The following is a 19,640-nucleotide window of genomic DNA, read 5'->3' as shown; positions in this document are numbered from 1 at the left end:
TGCCACCGTCTCTACACCGCCGCACCACCCCACCTACGCAAGCAACTCAACCAAGTCTTCTTCAACCGCATCCTCATCAACCCCGACACCGACCCCGACGGCAGACTCATCACCCCACCAGACCCCACCGCCGAACCAGACCACGACCCGACAGACGCTAGCGCTACCCCGGGGACGACAGGCGAGCAGGAAGGACTAGAGAATCAAGACAAGGCACCGGCGCTGCCGCTGCTTGTTCGCGGACCAGGCGGCCAACCCGACGCCGCCGCACGCCTCAACTTTCCCTTCAACCAACTCACCAGCCTCAACCTGCGCCGAGCCGCCCAACAACACCAACACCAACACACGCAGACCAACAACCACAGCGAAGACGAACCCGACGACAGCGACGCGCACCCCGAAGGCGAGCACCACAGCCAGCACAGAGACATCCACCACACAGCAGGACGCGGCCACCACGGCAACGACACAGACAACCATGACCTTGGACACAAAGCTCTCCCACAACGAAAAGCGCCCACCCCGCAGAGTGAGCACGCTTCGTCGTATGAGACAGCCCCTACACCGACTTCGCATCGTGCGAGTTCGTATAAGGTCGTCATGGTGCGCGAGAAGGGACTCGAACCCTCACGCCCGAAGGCACCAGAACCTAAATCTGGGGCGTCTACCAGTTCCGCCACTCGCGCTCGCAGCCGCATCCGGCCGAACGTGCCCGGCACCGTGCGGTGGCAGTCGGAGCGTTCGGTCTACGGCCGCGCACAGCCTAGCAGTGGCCGGGCCCCGGATGAGACACGGCGCCGCCGGCGGTGCCGGGCCCGCCGTCGGCCCCGTCGGCGCCATCGGGCTCCACACGCACCTGCAATCGGCGGTGCCGGTCCCGCAGCGGGTGTGAGGTATGGCGCTGAGGTTTCGGCGGGGCCTAGAGTTTCGACATGGCGCAAGACAAATCCATCCGTACCACCGATCAACTACCCGCCATCCCCACGCCCATCCTCGACGCCCTGGCCGCGGCCGGCGCCCCCTTAAACCCGGCCGCCGCCGTCCCCGAGCCGCAGGACGCGCCCGCACTGCGCTGGGGGATTCTCGGCGCGGGCGGCATCGCCGCCACCTTCGCCACCGACGTGCCCGCCTTCTCCTCCGGGCGGATCGTCGCCGTCGGCAGCCGCGATCGGACTCGGGCACAGGCCTTCATCGACGCCCACCCCGACGCCGGCAAGGGGCAGTCGGTGCGCGCCCACGGCTCCTACGAGGCGCTCGTGGGCGACCCGGACGTGGACGCCGTCTACATCGCCACCCCGCACAATTTCCACTGTGAGCAGGCGCTGCTGGCGCTGGAGGCGGGCAAGCCGGTGCTGGTGGAGAAGTCCTTCACCCGCAACGCCGCCGAGGCGCGTCGGGTCTTCGACGCCGCCCGCGCGGCGAACCTGTTCGCCATGGAGGCCATGTGGACGCGCTTCCTGCCCGGGCAGGTGCTGCTGCGGGCACTGGCCGACAGTGGCGCGCTGGGGGAGCTGCGCTACGTGCGCGCCGAGCACCTCCAGTCGCTGGAGCATGTTGAACGCCTGAACCGGCCCGAACTGGCCGGCGGTGCTCTGCTCGACCTGGGCGTGTACTCGGTCAGCTTCGTGCACTCACTGCTGGGCGCACCGACGGCGCTGACGGCGGTCGGGCGACTGTCGGAGACGGGCGTGGACTTGGACGAGTCGGTTTCCATGACCTACCCGCGTGCGCTGGCGGTGGCCGTCTCGAGCATGTCCGCCGCCTCGGAGACGGCCGGCGAGGTGGTCGGCACTCGCGGCCGGGTGGTGCTGCCCACGCAGTTCTACCGGCCCGCGCCGCTGGAGGTCGTCCTGGGGGAGGGGCCGGACGCCCAGCGTCACGAGTGGGACGCCACCGTGCCCGGTGGTTTCCAGTTCGAGGCCGCCGAGGTGGCCCGCTGCATCGCCGCCGGCAGGACGGAGTCGCAGACCATGCCGTGGAGCGAGACGCTGGCGGTGCTGGAGACCATGGACGAGGTGCGCCGTCGGCTCGGCGTCACCTACCCCGGGGAGTAGCCGCCGGTCGTCGGGAGTTCAGTCGTCCAGGCCGAGTTCGCGGCGCAGGCGGTCGACGTGGCCGGTGGCGCGCACGTTGTAGCGGGCCAGGGCGACGTCGCCGTCGGCCCCCACGACCACGGTGGAGCGGATCACGCCGGTGGTGGTGCGACCGTAGTTCTTCTTCTCCCCCCACGCGCCCCAGGCCTCCATCACGGTGTGGTCGGGGTCGGACAGGAGCGGGAAGGGCAGGGACTGCTTCTCCGCGAAGCGCGCCTGCGCGGCGGGCGGGTCGGGGGAGATGCCGACGACGGCGTAACCGGCGCGACGCCATCCCTCCAGCGAGTCGCGGAAGTCGCAGGCCTCCTTGGTGCAGCCGGCGGTGCCGGCCCGCGGGTAGAAGTAGACGACCACGCCGCGCGCGGCGCCATCTCGCAGGGAGGCCAGGGAAACCGGGGTGCCGGACTGGTCGGGGAGAGTGAAGTCGGGGGCGGTGTCGCCGACGGATAGCTGAGGCACGGCGTCCTCCTGTTGCCTGCGGAACTGGTGCTGACTCCGCAAATGTAGCCCGTCGCCGATGCGTTGGGTACGACGAGGGCCGCCACCGCGGTGTTGCGGTGGCGGCCCAGGCGTGTTCAAGGCATATCCGACGGCGTCCGAGGCCTTGCGCCGAGTCGAACGCCGCCGGTTGTTTGAACCGGCCTGTGTGTCACGACAGCCGGTCTCGGCACGGGATCAGTGCCGGTTTCGCGGGACTGGCGCCCGCGGCTTACGGGCAGCGCGAGAACAGTTCAGGCGGCGAGCGCCAGAGCGTCCTGCGCGGCCTGCAACCGCTCGAGTGCGCGCTCCAGACGCGACGGCGAAGCGGTGTTGTCCAGCGACGCCAGTTCAGTGCGGGCAGCGGCGAGCTCGCGCTCGGCCGCGGCGCGGGTGTTGTTGGAGTTGATCAGGTACATCTCATCCTTCCCTTCATGGCCCCCTGCGGGCCCCTCTGTGCCGGGCGGATGGCAGGTGGTTCCTGCGACCCGGCGTTGTGATCTGGTCTGTGCGGTCCGGGGAAGTTGCGCGTCCGCGCGACGGCTTCCGTTCGGCCCGTGGTCGGCGGGCTGCTCGCCTCGCAAGTGGTGCGTGACCGCTCGAAGGGACTTGCCTACCGGCCGACGCATAAGCAACACCGCTGGCGGTGAAGGGTATTCCCACGACCGGGGGACGGAGTGGGCATGAACCGCACGGAACTCCGCGGTGGCGGGAACAATGCTCACCGGATCCGGTACAGCGCCGCAGCCATGTGCTGCTCTGCGTGGTACCCCCTCAGGGACTCGAACCCTGGACACCCTGATTAAGAGTCAGGTGCTCTAACCAACTGAGCTAAGGAGGCTTAGCCGGTCAGGCGCTTCCGCCTGGCGACGAGAAAGACTTTACGCGTCCGGCGCCGCCGAGTCCAACCGAAATGGGCTCAAAACGCCGTTGTGTGCGTGAAGTCTCAGGGCTGTCAGCTGCGTCTCGGCGCCCCGCCGTCCCCGGACGGAGCGGCGAGCAGGGCCGCGAACTGATCGGTGGCGGTGATCAGTGTGGAGAGGGTCTCCGGTTCGGCGAAGGAGTGACCGGCTGCGGCCGAGACGTGCAGCTCGGCCTGTGGCCACGCCCGGTGCAGGGCCCAGGCGGTTCCCATCGGGCAGACGACGTCGTAGCGGCCCTGGACGATCACGCCCGGAATGCCGTTCTCGGCCAGCACATGCGCGTCGGCGATCAGCTGCCCGTCGTCCATCCAGCCGGCATGGTGGAAGTAGTGGTTCTCGATGCGCGCGAAGGTGGTGGCGAAGGCCGGGTCCTGCACCTCGTCGATGTAGGCCTGGTCGCGCAGCAGCGTGGAGGTGGCCGCCTCCCAGGTGGTCCAGGCGCGGGCGGCGGGGCCGTGCACCGCCGGATCCGGGTCGGTCAGCAGCTCGTGGTAGCGGTCGATGAAACCGCCCGGGGCGGCGCCCTCGCCGGCTCCGGCCGCATACGCCTCCCACTCGTCGGGCCAGATCATGTCCGCGCCGTCGCCCTCGTAGAACCAGTCGAGCTCGCGCTTGCGCAGCGTGAAAATGCCGCGCAGTACCAGTGCCAGTACGTGGCGCGGGTGCCGTTCGGCGTAGGCCAGCGCCAGCGTGGAGCCCCAGGAGCCGCCGAATACCAGCCAGGACTCGATGCCCAGGTGCTCGCGCAGTCGCTCCATGTCGGCCACCAGGTGCCAGGTGGTGTTCGTGCTCAGGTCGGCATTCGGCTCCCAGGCGTGCGGCAGGGAGCGGCCGCAGCCGCGCTGGTCGAACAGGATGATGCGGTAGCGCGCGGGGTCGAAGCAGCGGCGGTGCTCGGGGGAGCAGCCGCCGCCGGGCCCGCCGTGGACGAATACCGCGGGAATGCCGTCCGGGTTGCCGCAGGCCTCCCAGTAGATGCGCTGCCCGTCGCCGACGTCGAGCAGACCCGAGTCGTAGGGCTCAATGGGCGGATAGAAGGTGCGTTGCCGGTCTGCCGTAGAGAGGGCCGGTGCGGCGGTGTCGTGCATGGGCTCATTGTGCTTGATCGCCGTCGTGACTGTTCCACGCGGACCCTCGGCGGGCGGTACCGTAGACACGTGAACGCCCCGATCGTGACTCTTGCGACCTCAGCCGACTACGCGGACCTCGATGAAGACGACCGCGGGCTGCCCGACGCGCTGCGCGAGCGCGGCATCGAGCCCCGGATCGCGGTGTGGAACGACCCCGGCGTGAACTGGGCCGACGCCGGCGTGGTGGTGCTGCGCTCCGTGCGTGACTACGCCAAGAACCGCAACTACACGGACTTCCTCGCCTGGGCCCACTCAATCAGGCGGCTGATCAACCACGCCGACGTCGTCGACTGGAACTCGGACAAGCACTACCTCAAGCGCATGGCCGAGCTGGGTGTCCCCATGATCCCCACCACCTGGCTGGAGCCGGACGCCGGCTACTCCAAGCACCAGGTCCACACCCGCTTCCCGGCGCACGGCGACTTCGTGGTCAAGCCCGCCATCTCCTCCGGCGGTCGCGGCACCGGCCGCTACACCGCCACCGACGCCAAGTCCCGCGCCGACGCCATCAACGACACCATGCACCACCTCGGTCGCGGCCGCAGCGTCATGGTGCAGCGCTACCTGGAGGAGGTCGACCGCAAGGGCGAGGTGTCCCTGGTGTACTTCAACGGCGTGCTGTCACACGCGGTGGAGAAGGCGCCCATGCTGCACCCGTCCTTCCGCTCCGTGGACGAAGTGCACGAGGAGATTGTCACCGCCCGCGAGCCCAGCGAGCAGGAATGGCTGTGGGGCGAGCGGGTCCGCAAGGCCATCCACACGATCATTAAGGAGCGTTCGGGTCGGGACATTCAGCTGCTGTTCAACCGGGTCGACGTCGTCGGCGACGGACAGGGCGGCTTCTACCTGATGGAGGTCTCCCTCATCGACGCCGGCCTCTACCTCGGTTCTGCGCCCGCCGCCCTGGACAACTTCGCCGACGCCATCGCCCAGCGCGTCTTCTGGTAGGGCTGGGGCTGCCGCGCAGGTGGCTCACGGCCCATGGCCCGACGGCAATCAACTGTGTGGGGTTGATTGAGGTTGAATCAACCGAAAATGGTTGTGTTTTGGGGATGCTGATGGGAGCATGCAGGCATGTACGTGCTCACAGTGGACCAGGTTGCGAGCCGAGCGGGCGCGGATGAAATCCCGGACCTCATCCGCTTGCTCGCTGACGTTCCTGCACTGGCTCCCTTCGAGCGGACAGTCGGAGACGAGGCACAGGGGGTGCTCGAAGACGCGGCCGCGGCCGTTGCATGTGCACGTCGTCTCCTGGCGGCCGGCGGATGGCACATCGGTCTGGGGATCGGTACCGGTGCGCTAGGTGAGCACGGGTCGCGCTCGGGAGGCGGAGCAGCATTCATCGCCGCACGGCAAGCCGTGGAGGAATCCAAGTCGTCTCGTGTGTCGCTCGCAGTCCGTACCGGTGCCGCCGATCGGGAGGCACGTACGGCGACGGCCGATGTCGAGGCGGTGCTGCGGCTTCTCGGCGTGCTGATCGGTTCCCGCACCAGGGCTCAGCGCTCGGCCCTGGCCCTTCTTGACGCCGGGCTCAGCGGCAAGGACGCGGCGAAGCGGCTGGGGGTAAGCGGCCAGGCCGTCTCCAAGCATCGGGTCTCATCGCACTACGACGAGGAAGTCGCTGCCGTGCCGGCCATCGAGCGGCTCCTCGACCGGGCGCACCGGCTGTCAATGGGGCTGGAGACATCGGCAGATATGGCGGGTGACGTATGACTCAGGCCTTGGCGAGTGTGGTTGTAGTCCTTTCCTGTTTTCTTCTCTCCATTTTCGGTGGTTGGGGGATCGTCGCACTGGTCTTGCGCTGGGCGCGCGTGCCCGAGCTGCCGCCGTCACGGGAACCTACGCCCGCAGGTTCGACTGCGCCGGTCTTGTCTCCGAGAGACGACTCCGAGTCCCCGGTTCTTCGCGGTGGCACCTGGATCGGAGTGCTTGAGCGCCTGGCGACGACGGGTGCCCTCCTGTCCGGGCATGCGACGCTGATTGCCGTGGTCGTTGCGGTAAAGGGGCTTGGGCGCTGGGCGGATCTGAAGGACAACCCCGGGTCGACGGAACGATTCATCATCGGCACGCTCGCCTCCCTGACATGGGCCGGCATATGCGGGATCATCGGCGCGGCGCTGCTGGGGTAGCACCGGACGGGTTCCGGCGGGCACGGGTCAGGGATGACTCAGGGTCGTCTCCTGCGTGAGGATGAGGCGCTGGCGGTTTGCGTCGGGTAGACATGGGCTCATGCGCACACTGCTCAACATCATCTGGGTGGTTTTCGGCGGTTTCTGGCTGTGGCTGGAGTACATGTTCTTCGGCATCATCGCGTGCCTGTTGATCGTGACGATCCCCGCCGGCATCGCCTCCTTCCGCATCGCCTCTTACGCCCTGTGGCCCTTCGGCCGGGAGGTTGTGGAGATGCCGCATGCCGGGGTGATGAGCGGGTTGTCCAACGTCATTTGGTTCCTTGTCGCCGGGATCTGGCTCGCCATCGGGCACATCACCACGGCGGCCGCGCAGGCCGTCACCATCGTCGGCATCCCGCTGGCCGTCGCCAACCTGAAGATGATCCCGGTGACCTGCTTCCCCTTCGGCAAGCAGATCGTGCCCGGCCGCGGCATCATCTGAGCCGCCCCGCCTGTTGTAGTCGCCTCGGGTGCGCGATCCTGCCCGCCGCAGCCTTGTCCGCCGAGGACACCCAGTAGTAGCCGACTCTTCGGCGCTCGGGCCGGAGTTCTCAGGTGGGGATCACGCCGGCTGGCGGCGCGGTTCGCACCGGGTGGGACTGCCTTCGATCTCTTCGAGGGCTTCTGCGCGATCACGGAGCCTGCGCAATCCGCGCAACACGGCTGTGCGATGCTTGCGGCTGACTATCCACCCCGGGAGCCGCTGCTCCATGCCCCTGCCCACGTCTGTGTCACGTTTACGGCGCAAGTCCGCCGCCAGATAGTCCATGAGGTACTCGGCATGAGCCCGATTGGCGACCCACAGGGAATGGCCGGCGCACGAGTCTGTAAGGAAGAAGGGCAGACCGTAAAGGGCGTCGTACCCGTCGGAGACCCGAGTGGAGACGGAGACGCCGGTCAGCTCCTGACGGGCGCCGCAGGCGCAAGTGCGTGATGGGCGGGAATGGGCGGACAGCCGAATCCTTGTCTTCTCGCGCCGACCGTCATAGAACTCGGCTTGCAGGACGCGGGCGAAATCCTGACATTGCAACGGGCCGCCTACATCACCGAGGCCACAGCACACAGCGACTTCGGTCTCCCGCCCCTGACACAGACCCTGGCCGAGCTGCAGGAGGAGCTCTCCGACCCCGCCGTAACGGCGCGCGGTATCCGAGATCGCGGCCGTCTCATCGCGGCCATGCGCCTGCGCCACAAAGGCGACGCGGTTGAACTCGGGCGCCTCATCGTCGCTCCCGACCGCCAGGGACAGGGCCTGGGCACCCTCCTGCTGCGCCATGCCGAGGCGGTCTTCCCGGATGCGCGTGAGATACGGCTGTTCACCGGCGAGCACAGCGCCGCCAACATCCGACTCTACGAGCGGCTCGGCTACCGCGAGGCTGGGAGAACGACCGCAGGTTCCTACCAACTCGTCCACTTCACCAAGCCGCTCACCCGAGCCGGCCGGCGGAGGGCCTCCTGAGCGTCCGGTGCCGCCTGGCAGCCGGCGGCGCTCAGCTCTGCGGGCCGACACGCAGCAGGTGCACAACGGCGGCATCGGCCTGGTCGCATTCGGCCAGGTCCACCAGGGCTGTCAGCCGCCAGTCGTGGTCGCCCGCCGAGTCCTCCAGGATCTGGGTGGCCAACCACACGCGCCGCCCCGAGCCGGCCAGCGCCTCGCGCAGCCGCTCCGACACCCCGGCCGCCGCCAGGGCCGCATCATCCGGTGCCTCATCCAGGGGCGCCAGCGCCACCGCCCGGGCAGGCGTATCCGTGCTGATCCAGTCGTACTCGTCCCAGTAGCGGCCCAGCGCCTCATCCCAGCGGTCCTCGCCCCAGCCGGAGGCGGCATCCAGCCGTCCCAGCCCCTCGACGTCGTCGCGCGCCATGAGCTCCACGCGGCGGAACATCTCCCGGCGCACCGCCACTCGGAAGGCGTGCAGGTTGCGGGTGAACGGCAGCCTGCCGTCGGCGTCGGCCCCGAAGGCCCGCTCGGCCCCGGCCGCCCCGTCGGCGGCCTCCCGCTCCAACAGCGCCGCGCCCTCCTGGGCGTGACCGGCCTGGGCGGCACCCAGCGCCTCCCATTCGTCCAACAGGGAGGAGTCCACGGCGCGCACCAGGTCGCCCAGCCAGTCGGTCAGTTGCTCCACCTCCTCGGTGCGGTGCTCCTCGGGCACCACCTGCCGCAGCGCCCGGTAGGCGTCGGTCAGATAGCGCAGCACCACCCCCTCGCTGCGGCCCAGGTCGTAGCGGGAGATCAGGTCGGAGAAGGTCATGGCGCTCTCCACCATGTCCCGCACCACCGACTTCGGGCTCAGCTCGTACTCGGCCGCCCACGGGTTGGACTGCTTATACATCTCCAGCGCCGGAGCCAGCAGGTCCGCCAGCGGCTGTGGCCAGGTGATGTCCTCCAGGGCCGCCATGCGCTCCTCGTAGTCCATCCCCTCGGCCTTCATGGCGGCCACCGCCTCGCCGCGGGCCTGCCGCTGCTGGGCGTACAGCAGCGGCCGTGGATCGTCCAGGGTCGACTCCACCACCGAGACCACGTCGAGCGTGTGCTCGGGCGAGTCCAGATTCAGCAGATCCATGGCCGCCAGCGCGAACGGGGCCAGCGGCTGGTTCAGGGCGAACTCGTCGGGCAGGTCCACGGCCAGGCGCAGCCGGGGGGCGGCCGTCGGCGGCGGCCTGGGCGGAGGAGACGTGCTCCAGCACCCCGGCGGTGCGCAGGGACAGGTAGATCTCAATCGCCCGGCGCACGTGCCTGCGTCGGGCCGCCTCCGGCTCGTGCACGCGCTCCAGCAGCTGCGCCATGGCCCGCACCGGATCGCCGTCGCGCTCCATCAGGTTCAGCACCATGGTGGTGGTGACCTGGAACTGGCTGGTCAGCGTCTCCGGGGCGGCGTCGCGCAGCCGCTCGAAGGTCTTGTCCGTCCAGTTGACCCGACCCTCGGGCGCCTGCTTGCGCACGATCCGGCGGCGCTTGCGCGGGTCGTCGCCGGCCTTGGCCAGGGCGCGGGCGTTCTCGATCACGTGCTCGGGCGCCTGCACGATCACATACCCGTGGGTGTCGAAGCCGGCGCGCCCGGCCCGCCCGGCGATCTGGTGGAACTCTCGGGCGGTCAGGTGCCGCTCCTTGGCGCCGTCGAACTTCACCAGGCTGGTCAAAACCACCGAGCGGATGGGCACGTTGATGCCCACGCCCAGGGTGTCCGTGCCGCAGATCACCGACAACAGGCCGGTACGGGCCAGGCGCTCCACCAGCCGCCGGTAGCGGGGCAGCATGCCGGCGTGGTGCACGCCGATGCCGGAGCGCAGCAGCCGCGACAGGGTGCGCCCGAAACCGGGCCCGAAGCGGAAGTCGCCGATGGCCGCCGCCAACTCCTCCTTACGCTTCTTCACCCCAAGGTCCACACTCAGCAGCGCGGAGGCCCGCTCCACCGCCTCCTTCTGCGAGAAGTGCACCAAGTACACGGGCGCCTTGTCCTGCCCCACCAGCCGCTGCAGCAGGTCGCCGATCGGCTCAATCGCATACTCCCACTCCAAGGGCACCGGCCGCACGGCGTCGTCGACGACGGCGACCTCCCGGCCCGTGCGCTCGCGCAGGTCCCGTACGAAGAAGGACACGTCCCCGAGCGTGGCCGACATCAGCACCATTTGCGCCTGCGGCAGCTCCAGCAGCGGCACCTGCCAGGCCCAGCCGCGCTGCGGGTCGGCGTAATAATGGAACTCGTCCATCACCACCGTGTCCACGTCCAGCGCCTCGCCCTCGCGCAGGGACTGGTTGGCCAGGATCTCCGCCGTGCAGCAGATGATGGGAGCGGCCGCATTGATTGAGGTATCGCCGGTGACCATGCCGACGTTGTCCGCCCCGAACAGGCCCACCAGCTCGAAGAACTTCTCACTGACCAGCGCCTTTAGCGGGGCCGTGTAGTAGGAGCGGCCGCCACGCGCCAGGGAGGCGGTGTGCGCGGCCAGGGCGATCATCGACTTGCCCGAGCCGGTGGGGGTGGCAGCGATGACGTGCCGACCGGACAGGATCTGGCTCAGGGCCTCATCCTGATGCGGGTACAGCGGCCGCCCGGTGGACTCCGCCCACTCGGCGAAGGCCAGGTAGACCTCCTCTGGCTCCGGGACGCGCTCCGGGTCGTCGGCGGGGATGAGGGCGTCGAGCATGACGTTGAGCGCGGGCGCGGTAGAGGCGGGCATGCGGCCATCGTCTCACGGTGCCCCGCCGGTTCCGGGACGGCCGCCCCGGTTGACGCTCCTTGACGGTCTCCCGGCTGACGGATACGGATGTGGCAGGCTTGCAGGACACCATCACCCACACGATTGGACCGGATATGGACCCCGCAGCCGAGTAGAAGCATTTCTGGCGGATTATGCCGCCGCCCACGCGCGGGTGAAGCCGCTGTTCTATCCGCCGGATGACGAGGAGATGACCGCCGGCCGGCACTCCGCCGGTCCCGGGGGAGCCCGCAAGCGGAGCAGGGAAGGCGGCGAGAAGCGCTCTGAACCCGATCCCTTTGACGCCTGGAGCCAGGCTTTGCACGCCGTCGAAGCGGCCCACCGGACCGAGCGGTCCTGGGTTAAGCGCGTGCGCGGTTTCTCCTCGGAAAGCGACTACAGTCCACAGACCTGCAAGGTGGAGCGGGCCGAGGAGTACGGGAACTGGGCCCGGGTGCGGGTGGCGCGCACCGGCGGCCGGGGCTGGCCCATTGTTGAAGTCGTCCTGCGCAACGACTCGCGGGACTGGCTGATAGACAGGATCGACGAGTACCACGAGGATCCCGGCCAGCCCCTGGTGCCGCAGGAGCTTCGCGACAGCTGGCTGCACGCGCCGGACGGGACGGCACCCTATGAGGACATTAGTCTCAGCCCGGACGCGGACGGCCCCAACCCCGGCGCACTGTTCCACGACGGCTGGTCCCGCGTGCCCGTGGACACGTTCGAGCTGGCGGAACAGGTGGATGAAATCGAAGGCCCCCTGTGGCAGCAGGCGATCGCCGAGGCCCAGCGCCGGGCACAGGTACTGGCGGTCAGGGTGCAGACCATCGGGGGCTTTCCGCACGCGGGCGTGTTCGCGGTGGGCGACGCCGGCTCGGGCGCGAACATGATGTACGCGTGTGCGTTGCGCGTGCCGCCGGGGGATGCCACCGCCCAGGCGCTGCTGGCGACGATTGAGACCGACACCGGCTCCTACGAGCGAGTCGCCGCCGTCCGGGTGCTGCTCGCCGACGCCGAGGCCGTGCACTGGCGTGCGGCCGCGCTCCTCCCAGGGTGCGGGACCGCTGTGGGCGTGGACTCGGGCACCGCCGCGATCGTCGACGCCGCCGCATACATACGTCTGACGCGGCGGCAGTGGTGGAATGCCTGGAATCCGTTCCCGGAGCGCCGTTGGGAGGATATGACGATGTTCGACTATGGCGCCGGGCCCATCGGGGTCATGACGAGCTCCGGATGGGGGGACGGCACCTACGCCGTCTACTGGGGTTCGACCGCGATGATCGTCCGGTGCAGCTCATGATCGACTACGGAGTCGTCCGGGAGGCGGTGGCGCCGCCGCTCGCACAGTCGCAGCCCTGAGTCCCAAGTCGACGGCTCGACCACCCTGGCAATGCCGACGGCGTATGAACATGTGGACGGATGTCGGGTCGCGGCGGGGTTTGTGCGATGATGCCGCGCGTTCCCGTCTCCCCACGCGGAAGGTCGCAAGCCCATGGAAGCTCTCGCCGACAGTCTGCTTTCGATCGCCGACTGGATCACCGCCCACATCACCATGTGGGTGCTGGTCGGCACCGGCCTGTTCCTGACGATCCGCACCCGCGCCGTCCAGGTGCGCCACCTGCCCAACATGTTCCGGGCGGTGAGCTCCTCGCGCGCCGGCGCTCACGGCGGCATCTCCTCCTTCCAGGCCTTCGCCATCTCCCTGGCCGCGCGCGTGGGGGTGGGCAACATCTTCGGCGTGGCCGCCGCCCTGCTCATGGGCGGGCCCGGCGCCGTGTTCTGGATGTGGGTGGTGGCCCTGGTGGGCATGGCCACCGCCTTCTTCGAGGCCACCCTCGCCCAGATCTTCAAGGTCCGCGCCGACGACGGTTCCTTCCGCGGCGGTCCCGCCTACTACATGCGATCCGGCGTGGGCAGCCCCGCGTTGGCCGGCGTCTACGCCGTCATCACCCTGGTCACCTGCGGCTTCATCATCACCTCCGTGCAGTCCAACGCCGTGGCCGGCACGCTTCTAGGCGCGATCGGCGACGACGGCTCCGCCATCGAGGGCTTCGGCGGCTTCTCCGCCGCCCAGCTGGTCATCGCCGCCCTGGTCTTCGTGTTCACCGCCATGGTGATCTTCGGCGGCATCCGCACCGTCGCCCGCGTGACCGAGTGGATGGCCCCGATCATGGCGGGCATCTACATCGTCCTGGTGTTCATCATCTGCCTGATGCACCTGGGCCGCTTCGTGGAGGTGCTCGGCCTGATCATCTCCTCCGCCTTCGCCCCCCAGCCGCTGGTCGGTGGCCTGGGCGGCGGCATCCTCGCCGCCGTCGTCAACGGCACCAAGCGCGGCCTGTTCTCCAACGAGGCCGGCCAGGGCACCGCCCCGAACGCGGCCGCCACCGCCACCGTCGCCCACCCGGTGCAGCAGGGCCTGATCCAGTCCCTGGGCGTGTTCATCGACACGATCGTGGTGTGCACCGCCACCGCCTTCGTCATCCTCATCGCCGGACCCGAGGTCTGGGGCGCCAACGGCGCCAACCCCTCCACCCTGACGATCATGGCCGTCTCCCACGAGTTGGGCGGCTGGACCATCCTGCCCATCGCGGTCCTGATCTTCGTACTCGCCTACTCGTCGATCATCGCCGCCTACGTGTACTCCGACACCAACATGTCCTTCCTGACCGGCGGCAAGACCTGGGCCACCTGGACGGTGCGCGTGGTCTCAGTCGTCTCCGCCACCGCCGGCGCCGTGCTGTCGCTCGACGTCGTCTGGAACGCCGTCGACATCGCCATGGCCGTGATGACCGTGACCAACCTCGTCGCCCTGATCCTGCTGTCCAAGTGGGGGGTGGGCGCCCTGCGCGACTGGGAGGCCCAGCGCCGCGCCGGGGTTGAAGAGCCCGTCTTCGTTGGACACGACAACCCCCACCTGCCGGCCGACGTGCCCGGCGACGTTTGGAACTGACCGCCTACCGCCACCCAGCCACCGCCCCCTAGAGCCCCACCCGCAAGGAGCCCCGATGTCTCAACCCGCCATGAGCCTCGCGAACCTGGAGAACACCCTCAACCAGGTAGACGACATCTTCTACACCTACTTCCTGGCCGCCCTGCTGATCGCCGTCGGCATCTACGTCACCATCCGCACCCGCGCCGTGCAGCTGCGGCATTTCGGCTCCATGCTGCGGGCCGTGGCCTCCTCCCGGTCCGGCGCCCAGGGCGGCATCTCCTCCTTCCAGGCCTTCGCCGTCGGCCTGGCCGCCCGCGTCGGGATCGGCAACATCGCCGGGGTGGCGCTCGCCGTCGTCGCCGGCGGCCCCGGCGCCCTGTTCTGGATGTGGGTGGTCGCCCTGATCGGCATGGCCACCAGCTTCACCGAGTCAACCCTGGCCCAGATCTTCAAGGAGCGCGGCCGCGACTTCACCTTCCGCGGCGGGCCCGCCTACTACATCAAGAACGGACTCGGCTCCAAGACCTGGGGCGCCATCTTCGCCGCCATGTGCATCGTCAGCGTCGGGGTCACGGTGGTGATGGTGCAGACCAACTCCCTGGCCGGCGTCGTCAACGCCACCGTGTCCACGGTTGAGCCCTGGATGGTCGGCGTGGCCCTGGTGCTGCTGACCGGTCCGGTGGTGCTCGGCGGGCTGAAGTCCGTGGCCCGCGTTACCGAGGTCGTTGCACCCCTGATGGCCCTGGCCTACGTGCTGGTCACCATCGTGGTGATCCTGATGAACCTCGGTGAGATTCCCACGGTCTTCTGGGAGATCTTCCGCGGCGCCTTCGGCCGGGACCAGGCCCTGTTCGGCACCGCGGGCGGCATGCTTGCGGCCGTTCTCAACGGCGTGCGCCGCGGCCTGTTCTCCAACGAGGCCGGCCTGGGTACCGTCCCCAACGCCGCCGGCACCGCCACCACCAGCCACCCCGTCCGCCAGGGCCTGATCCAGTCCTTCGGCGTGTTCGTGGACACCGGCCTGGTGTGCACCGCCACCGGCCTGCTGATCCTGCTGGCCACCGACACCTACCAGCCCGGCAACGAGGGACTCGTCGGCGCCGTCCTCACCCAGCAGGCCGTCGCCGAGCACCTGGGGCAGTGGACCACCTGGCCGATCGTGGTGCTGATCTTCGTGCTGGTCTTCTCCACCGTGCTCGGCTGCTACTCCTACTCCCAGGTCAACGTCAACTACCTGGGCGGCGAGCGGCGCGCCGAGCAGGCCTTCGGCATTCTGCTCACCGCCGCCGCCTTTGCCGGCACCGTCCTGACCCTGCCGATCGTGTGGGCCCTGACCGACATCGCCCTGGGCCTGCTGGGCGTGATCAACCTGGTGGTGATCGTGCGCCTGTTCCCGTGGGTGCGCGGCGCCCTGCGCGACTACGAGGCCCAGCGCGCCGTCGGCGTCATCCCGGTGTTCGTCGGCCACGGCAACCCGCTGATGCCGGGGGACACCCTGCCCGGCGTGTGGGAGGATCCCATCGCCACCGTCGACGGCCGGCTCGACGCCGTCGACGACGCCCGACTGACGGGGAACTGACCCATGGACACCCTGAACGAACTACTCACCGGCGCCTCCAATCTGCTGTTCGGCACGATCCTGATCTGGCTGCTGCTGGGCGCGGGCGCCTGGTTCACCATCCGCACCCGCGGCCTGCAACTGCGGCACCTCGGCTCCATGATGCGCTCGGTGGCCGGCTCCCGGTCCGGCGCTCGCGGCGGCATCTCCTCCTTCCAGGCCTTCGCCGTGGGGCTCGCCTGCCGCGTGGGCACCGGCAACATCGTCGGCGTCGCACTCGCCCTGGTCCTGGGCGGTCCCGGGGCCGTGTTCTGGATGTGGGTGGTGGCCCTGCTCGGCACCGCCACCGCCTTCGTGGAGGCCTCCCTGGGGCAGCTGTTCAAGGTGCGCCGCGGCGACGGCACCTACCGGGGCGGCCCCGCCTACTACATGGCCCGCGGCATGCGCCTGCCGGTGCTCGGCGGCGTGTTCGCCGTCGTCTTCATGGTGGCCAACGGCCTGGCCATGCCCATGGTGCAGGCCAACGCCATGACCGCGGCGCTGGGCGCCTCCACCGGCCTCAACCCCTGGTGGGGCGCGGCCATCGTCACCGTGCTGGTCGCCCCCGTGCTGCTGGGCGGGCTGCGCTCGGTGGTACGGGTGACCGAGTGGCTGGCCCCGATCATGGCGGCCCTGTACCTGCTGCTGGTGCTGGTCATCATCGTCACCCACCCGCTGCAGGCCGCCGAGGCGATAGGCGACATCTTCGCCGCCGCCTTCAACCTGCGTGCCGGCCTGGCCGGCACCGCCGGCGGCATCACCGCGGCACTGCTCAACGGCGTGCGCCGCGGCCTGTTCTCCAACGAGGCCGGCCTGGGCGGGGCGGCCTGCGCCGCCGGCTCGGCGACGGTCGCCCACCCGGCTCAGCAGGGCTTCGTGCAGGTCTTCGGCGTGCTGGTGGACACCCTGTTCGTGTGCACCGCCACCGCCCTGGCCATCCTGATCGCGGGCCGTTCCGACGGCGCCGTATACACTCCCGGCGTCACCGGCCTCAAAGATCCAAACGTCTCCGGCACCCTGACCCAGACCGCGATCGGGGCCACGCTGGGGGACTGGACCAGCTGGCCGATGACGCTGCTGGTGTTCGTGCTCGCCTACTCCACCATCCTGGGCGCCTTCTCCTACGCGGAGGTGTGCCTGGACTACCTCACCCGCACGCCCTGGGTGACGACGGCGCTGCGCGCGGCCGCCGTCGCCTGCGCCTTCATCGGCGGTGGGATCGCCCTGACCACCGTGTGGACGCTGGCGGACGTGCTGCTCGGCATCGGCGCCGTCCTGAACCTGATCGCCCTGGTGGCGCTGACCCCGTGGGCGGTCGGCGTGCTGCGCGACTGGGAGGACCAGCGCGCCCGGGTCGTCGCCGGGGTGCAGAGCGCCGCGGACGTCCGCTTCGTCGCCGTCGACAACCCCTACCTGCCCAGGCCGCTGCCCGGTGACGTATGGGATGACGACGCCGTGAGATCGCCAACATTACAGGCGGATGACGCCGTGAACTAAATACAGTGAGGACCGTTCCGCCTCATCCGCAGGCTTCGGCGCCTGCGGTTCCGGGACGGCTCAAACCGTCAAGGGGCGGTCCGCGCGACCAGCCCCCGCGCCCTCCCGCCGGCGCATCCCGACTACGTCCGGAGACCCATGAATCCCACCGTTCTGCCGACCGCCGGCTTCTTCGACGGCCCCGCCAAGGTACTGGAGAACATCTCCGATCATCTCTACGGCGACCTGCTGGCCTGGCTGCTGATCGCCGCCGGCCTGTACTTCACCTGGCGCACGCGCGCGCTGCAGCTGCGACTGTTCGGGCAGATGCTGCGAACCATCACCTCCTCCCGCGGCGCCGTCGGCGAGGGCATGTCCTCCTTCCAGGCCTTCACCGTGGGGCTGGCATCCCGCGTGGGCACCGGCAACATCGTCGGCGTGGCCATCGCCATCACCATGGGCGGGCCGGGCGCCGTGTTTTGGATGTGGTTGGTGGCCCTGGTGGGCATGGCGACCGGATTCGTGGAGTCCACCCTCGCCCAGCTGTTCAAGGTCGCTCACCCCGATGGCACCTTCCGCGGTGGCCCCGCCTACTACATCCACAAGGGCCTGGGCTCCAAGACCTGGGCGAGCATCTTCGCCGTGGTGATCACCTTCGTGTTCGGCTTCGCCTACGAGGCCACTCAGGCCAACGCGATCTCCAACGTGCTCAAGGGCACCTTCAACATCGAGCCCTGGGTCACCGCCATCGTGCTGGTGCTGATCACGACGCCCGTCGTCTTCAAGGGCATCAAGCGGGTTGCCGCCATCACCGAGTGGTTGGCCCCGCTCATGGCTCTGATCTACGTGATCATCGCCGTAGTGATCCTGGTGCTGAACGCCGGCGCCATTCCGGGCGCCCTGCTGTCCGTGTTCGAGGGCGCCTTCGGGGCGAACCAGGCATTCTGGGGGCTCAGCGGCGGCTTCATGGCGGCGGCCCTGAACGGCATTAAGCGCGGCCTGTTCTCCAACGAGGCCGGTGAGGGCTCTGTGCCGAACGCGGCCGCCACCGCCACGGTGCACCACCCGGTGCAGCAGGGCTTCATCCAGTCCATGGGCGTGTTCGTGGACACCATCGTGGTTTGCACCGCCACCGCGCTGATCATCCTGCTGTCGGGCGTCTACGACCCGGCCACCGCCGACGTTGACGCCGCCGGCACGCTGACCGTCAACTCCGTCAGCAATGTGCTCGGCCCCTGGGCCCAGTACCTCATGGCCGTGGTGGTGTTCGTCTTCGCCTACTCCTCGCTGCTGGGCAACTACGCCTACGCGGAGGTCAACATGGACTTCCTACGTGGCATGGGGCGCCGCCACTACGGGGTGCGCGCCATGATTGTGGTCGCCGCTGCACTGGGTGCGGTCGCCTCGCTGACCTTCGTGTGGAACCTGTCCGACGTCGTCATGGGACTGATGGCGATCATCAACATCATTGCGGTCCTCAGCCTGGGCAAGTGGGCCTTCGGGGCGCTGCGCGACTGGGAGCAGCAGCAGGCGGAGCTGCAGGCCGGGCTGCGGGACAAGATCTACTTCGTGGCCACCGACAACCCCTTCCTGCCCGCGGAGCTGCCGGGCGACATCTGGACCGAGGAGTCCGCGGTCCAGCGCGACCTGGACGCGGTCGAAGTCTCTGCCGAATAGGCGGGCGGATTCGGCCGGCCCGCGCGGCGCGACGGTGCTCGCGGGCCCGTGCGGTACCGCCGCACTCGTCCGCCCGCGCGGCGCGACGGTGCTCGTCCGCCCGCGCGGCGTCAATCATCTAGGGTCATGCCATGAAGATCGCACGCTTTTCCACGGGAGACGAGCTCCGCTACGGCATTGTTGACGGCCTGCCCACCGATGAGGCGGCCCCCTCGGGCGAGTCCGCCGGCCGCCTGCTGGTGCTCAAGGGCGACCCGCTGTACACTGTCCCCGAGGCGACCGGCGAGGTGGTGCCCCTGAACGAGGCGCGCCTGGTCTCCCCGGTGATCCCACGCTCCAAGGTGGTGGGCATAGGCAAGAACTACGCGGCCCATGCCGCCGAAATGGGCGGGGAGGCCCCGGCCGACCCGATCGTCTTTCTCAAGCCCAACACGGCCGTCATCGGCCCGGACATGCCCATCGTGCTGCCCGACTGGTCGCGCGAGGTCCATTACGAGGCCGAGCTCGCCGTGGTCATCAAGACGGTCGTCAAGGACGCCTCCCCGCGCGATGCCGCCGCCGCGGTGCTCGGCTACACGGTCGCCAACGACGTCTCCGCCCGCGACTGCCAGCGCCAGGACAGCACCTGGACACGAGCCAAGGCATTCGACACCTCCTGCCCGCTCGGGCCCTGGATCGAGATTCCGGAGCCCGCGGGCGAACGCTCCGCCTTCGACCCCGCCGACGCCGTGGTGCGTGCCCGCGTGGATGGGCGGGTCGTGCAGGAGGGCAACACCGCCGACATGATCCATTCGGTTCCCGAACTGATCGCCTACGTCTCGCGCATTTTCACGCTGCTTCCCGGCGACGTCGTACTCACGGGCACGCCCGCCGGCGTCGGTGAGATCCACGCCGGCCAGCGGGTCGAGGTCGAGGTCGAGGGAATCGGCTCCTTCGGCAACCCGGTCGTGCGGCGCTGAAG

Annotated in this window: 16 protein-coding genes, 2 tRNA genes and 1 pseudogene; 12 read left to right on the top strand and 7 right to left on the bottom strand. The window is 69.3% G+C overall.

Annotated features, from left to right (window positions below; all coding sequences use genetic code 11):
• Positions 1 to 195 precede the first annotated feature (195 nt).
• Positions 196 to 492, bottom strand: coding sequence for a hypothetical protein (locus ACGLYG10_RS16655; RefSeq protein WP_073330691.1), 297 nt, complete (start codon positions 490 to 492; stop codon positions 196 to 198).
• A gap of 109 nt (positions 493 to 601) precedes the next feature.
• Positions 602 to 686, bottom strand: a tRNA-Leu gene (locus ACGLYG10_RS08790).
• A gap of 246 nt (positions 687 to 932) precedes the next feature.
• On the opposite strand from ACGLYG10_RS08790, the gene ACGLYG10_RS08785 reads away from it, so the two are divergent.
• Entirely contained in the window at positions 933 to 2,054 is a 1,122-nt protein-coding gene (locus tag ACGLYG10_RS08785; protein ID WP_083565806.1) for a Gfo/Idh/MocA family protein, read from the top strand.
• Positions 2,055 to 2,072: 18 nt separating this feature from the next.
• Here ACGLYG10_RS08785 and ACGLYG10_RS08780 read toward each other — a convergent pair whose 3' ends face one another.
• The 4 genes from ACGLYG10_RS08780 to pip all read right to left on the bottom strand — a co-directional run bounded on the left by ACGLYG10_RS08780 (position 2,073) and on the right by pip (position 4,581).
• Positions 2,073 to 2,552 carry a peroxiredoxin gene (locus ACGLYG10_RS08780; protein ID WP_073330688.1) on the bottom strand — a complete coding sequence of 160 codons (480 nt, stop codon included), beginning with the start codon at positions 2,550 to 2,552 and terminating at the stop codon, positions 2,073 to 2,075.
• A 272-nt stretch (positions 2,553 to 2,824) separates the two neighbouring features.
• Positions 2,825 to 2,989: a hypothetical protein gene (locus tag ACGLYG10_RS16245; protein WP_170866494.1), complete on the bottom strand. Its 165-nt coding sequence runs from the start codon at positions 2,987 to 2,989 to the stop codon at positions 2,825 to 2,827.
• Between the two features lie 345 nt (positions 2,990 to 3,334).
• Positions 3,335 to 3,411: transfer RNA gene (locus tag ACGLYG10_RS08775), tRNA-Lys, on the bottom strand.
• Positions 3,412 to 3,525: 114 nt separating this feature from the next.
• The gene (gene pip, locus ACGLYG10_RS08770) at positions 3,526 to 4,581 is read right to left on the bottom strand and encodes a prolyl aminopeptidase (protein WP_073330684.1); all 1,056 of its coding nucleotides are present in this window, start codon (positions 4,579 to 4,581) and stop codon (positions 3,526 to 3,528) included.
• A gap of 69 nt (positions 4,582 to 4,650) precedes the next feature.
• On the opposite strand from pip, the gene ACGLYG10_RS08765 reads away from it, so the two are divergent.
• From ACGLYG10_RS08765 to ACGLYG10_RS08740, 5 genes are all read left to right on the top strand, one after another.
• On the top strand, positions 4,651 to 5,571 hold the full coding sequence (locus ACGLYG10_RS08765) for an ATP-grasp domain-containing protein (RefSeq protein ID WP_073330681.1): 921 nt from the start codon (positions 4,651 to 4,653) through the stop codon (positions 5,569 to 5,571).
• Positions 5,572 to 5,697: 126 nt separating this feature from the next.
• The gene (locus ACGLYG10_RS08760) at positions 5,698 to 6,336 is read left to right on the top strand and encodes a hypothetical protein (protein WP_073330678.1); all 639 of its coding nucleotides are present in this window, start codon (positions 5,698 to 5,700) and stop codon (positions 6,334 to 6,336) included.
• Between the two features lie 155 nt (positions 6,337 to 6,491).
• Positions 6,492 to 6,752, top strand: coding sequence for a hypothetical protein (locus tag ACGLYG10_RS16375; RefSeq protein ID WP_199912493.1), 261 nt, complete (start codon positions 6,492 to 6,494; stop codon positions 6,750 to 6,752).
• Between the two features lie 100 nt (positions 6,753 to 6,852).
• Positions 6,853 to 7,236 (top strand): YccF domain-containing protein, encoded by a 384-nt coding sequence (locus tag ACGLYG10_RS08750; protein WP_073330672.1) that lies wholly within the window; start codon positions 6,853 to 6,855, stop codon positions 7,234 to 7,236.
• Between the two features lie 501 nt (positions 7,237 to 7,737).
• On the top strand, positions 7,738 to 8,253 hold the full coding sequence (locus ACGLYG10_RS08740; protein ID WP_073330669.1) for a GNAT family N-acetyltransferase: 516 nt from the start codon (positions 7,738 to 7,740) through the stop codon (positions 8,251 to 8,253).
• A 31-nt stretch (positions 8,254 to 8,284) separates the two neighbouring features.
• Here ACGLYG10_RS08740 and ACGLYG10_RS08735 read toward each other — a convergent pair.
• A pseudogene (locus tag ACGLYG10_RS08735) lies at positions 8,285 to 10,943 on the bottom strand (DEAD/DEAH box helicase).
• 226 nt (positions 10,944 to 11,169) lie between these two features.
• Between ACGLYG10_RS08735 and ACGLYG10_RS08730 the strand changes: the two are divergent.
• The 6 genes from ACGLYG10_RS08730 (at position 11,170) to ACGLYG10_RS08705 (ending at position 19,638) form a co-directional block, all read left to right on the top strand.
• Positions 11,170 to 12,294, top strand: a complete 1,125-nt coding sequence (locus tag ACGLYG10_RS08730) for a DUF4241 domain-containing protein (RefSeq protein WP_073330666.1) — start codon at positions 11,170 to 11,172, stop codon at positions 12,292 to 12,294.
• A 192-nt stretch (positions 12,295 to 12,486) separates the two neighbouring features.
• Positions 12,487 to 13,947: an alanine/glycine:cation symporter family protein gene (locus ACGLYG10_RS08725; RefSeq protein ID WP_073330663.1), complete on the top strand. Its 1,461-nt coding sequence runs from the start codon at positions 12,487 to 12,489 to the stop codon at positions 13,945 to 13,947.
• Between the two features lie 70 nt (positions 13,948 to 14,017).
• Positions 14,018 to 15,508, top strand: coding sequence for an alanine/glycine:cation symporter family protein (locus ACGLYG10_RS08720; RefSeq protein WP_073331353.1), 1,491 nt, complete (start codon positions 14,018 to 14,020; stop codon positions 15,506 to 15,508).
• A 3-nt stretch (positions 15,509 to 15,511) separates the two neighbouring features.
• Positions 15,512 to 17,023 carry an alanine/glycine:cation symporter family protein gene (locus ACGLYG10_RS08715; RefSeq protein ID WP_073330660.1) on the top strand — a complete coding sequence of 504 codons (1,512 nt, stop codon included), beginning with the start codon at positions 15,512 to 15,514 and terminating at the stop codon, positions 17,021 to 17,023.
• A 138-nt stretch (positions 17,024 to 17,161) separates the two neighbouring features.
• Positions 17,162 to 18,679: an alanine/glycine:cation symporter family protein gene (locus tag ACGLYG10_RS08710; protein ID WP_073330657.1), complete on the top strand. Its 1,518-nt coding sequence runs from the start codon at positions 17,162 to 17,164 to the stop codon at positions 18,677 to 18,679.
• Between the two features lie 131 nt (positions 18,680 to 18,810).
• A complete protein-coding gene (locus ACGLYG10_RS08705; protein WP_073330654.1) occupies positions 18,811 to 19,638 on the top strand; it encodes a fumarylacetoacetate hydrolase family protein in 828 nt (275 codons plus the stop codon).
• Positions 19,639 to 19,640: the final 2 nt, after the last annotated feature.

The sequence above is a fragment of the Actinomyces glycerinitolerans genome, assembly GCF_900098745.1.
Lineage (GTDB): Bacteria > Actinomycetota > Actinomycetes > Actinomycetales > Actinomycetaceae > Actinomyces > Actinomyces glycerinitolerans.
The sequence above is the reverse complement of the archived record's forward strand: the minus strand, read 5'-3'. Positions and strand labels throughout refer to the sequence as shown.

Coding starts and splice junctions, on each gene's coding strand:
- ACGLYG10_RS08785 (WP_083565806.1), top strand. CDS start 933: ATGGCGCAAGACAAATCCATCCGTACCACCGATCAACTACCCGCCATC.
- ACGLYG10_RS16245 (WP_170866494.1), bottom strand. CDS start 2,989: ATGTACCTGATCAACTCCAACAACACCCGCGCCGCGGCCGAGCGCGAG.
- pip (WP_073330684.1), bottom strand. CDS start 4,581: ATGCACGACACCGCCGCACCGGCCCTCTCTACGGCAGACCGGCAACGC.
- ACGLYG10_RS08760 (WP_073330678.1), top strand. CDS start 5,698: ATGTACGTGCTCACAGTGGACCAGGTTGCGAGCCGAGCGGGCGCGGAT.
- ACGLYG10_RS08750 (WP_073330672.1), top strand. CDS start 6,853: ATGCGCACACTGCTCAACATCATCTGGGTGGTTTTCGGCGGTTTCTGG.
- ACGLYG10_RS08740 (WP_073330669.1), top strand. CDS start 7,738: ATGGGCGGACAGCCGAATCCTTGTCTTCTCGCGCCGACCGTCATAGAA.
- ACGLYG10_RS08725 (WP_073330663.1), top strand. CDS start 12,487: ATGGAAGCTCTCGCCGACAGTCTGCTTTCGATCGCCGACTGGATCACC.
- ACGLYG10_RS08720 (WP_073331353.1), top strand. CDS start 14,018: ATGAGCCTCGCGAACCTGGAGAACACCCTCAACCAGGTAGACGACATC.
- ACGLYG10_RS08715 (WP_073330660.1), top strand. CDS start 15,512: ATGGACACCCTGAACGAACTACTCACCGGCGCCTCCAATCTGCTGTTC.
- ACGLYG10_RS08710 (WP_073330657.1), top strand. CDS start 17,162: ATGAATCCCACCGTTCTGCCGACCGCCGGCTTCTTCGACGGCCCCGCC.
- ACGLYG10_RS08705 (WP_073330654.1), top strand. CDS start 18,811: ATGAAGATCGCACGCTTTTCCACGGGAGACGAGCTCCGCTACGGCATT.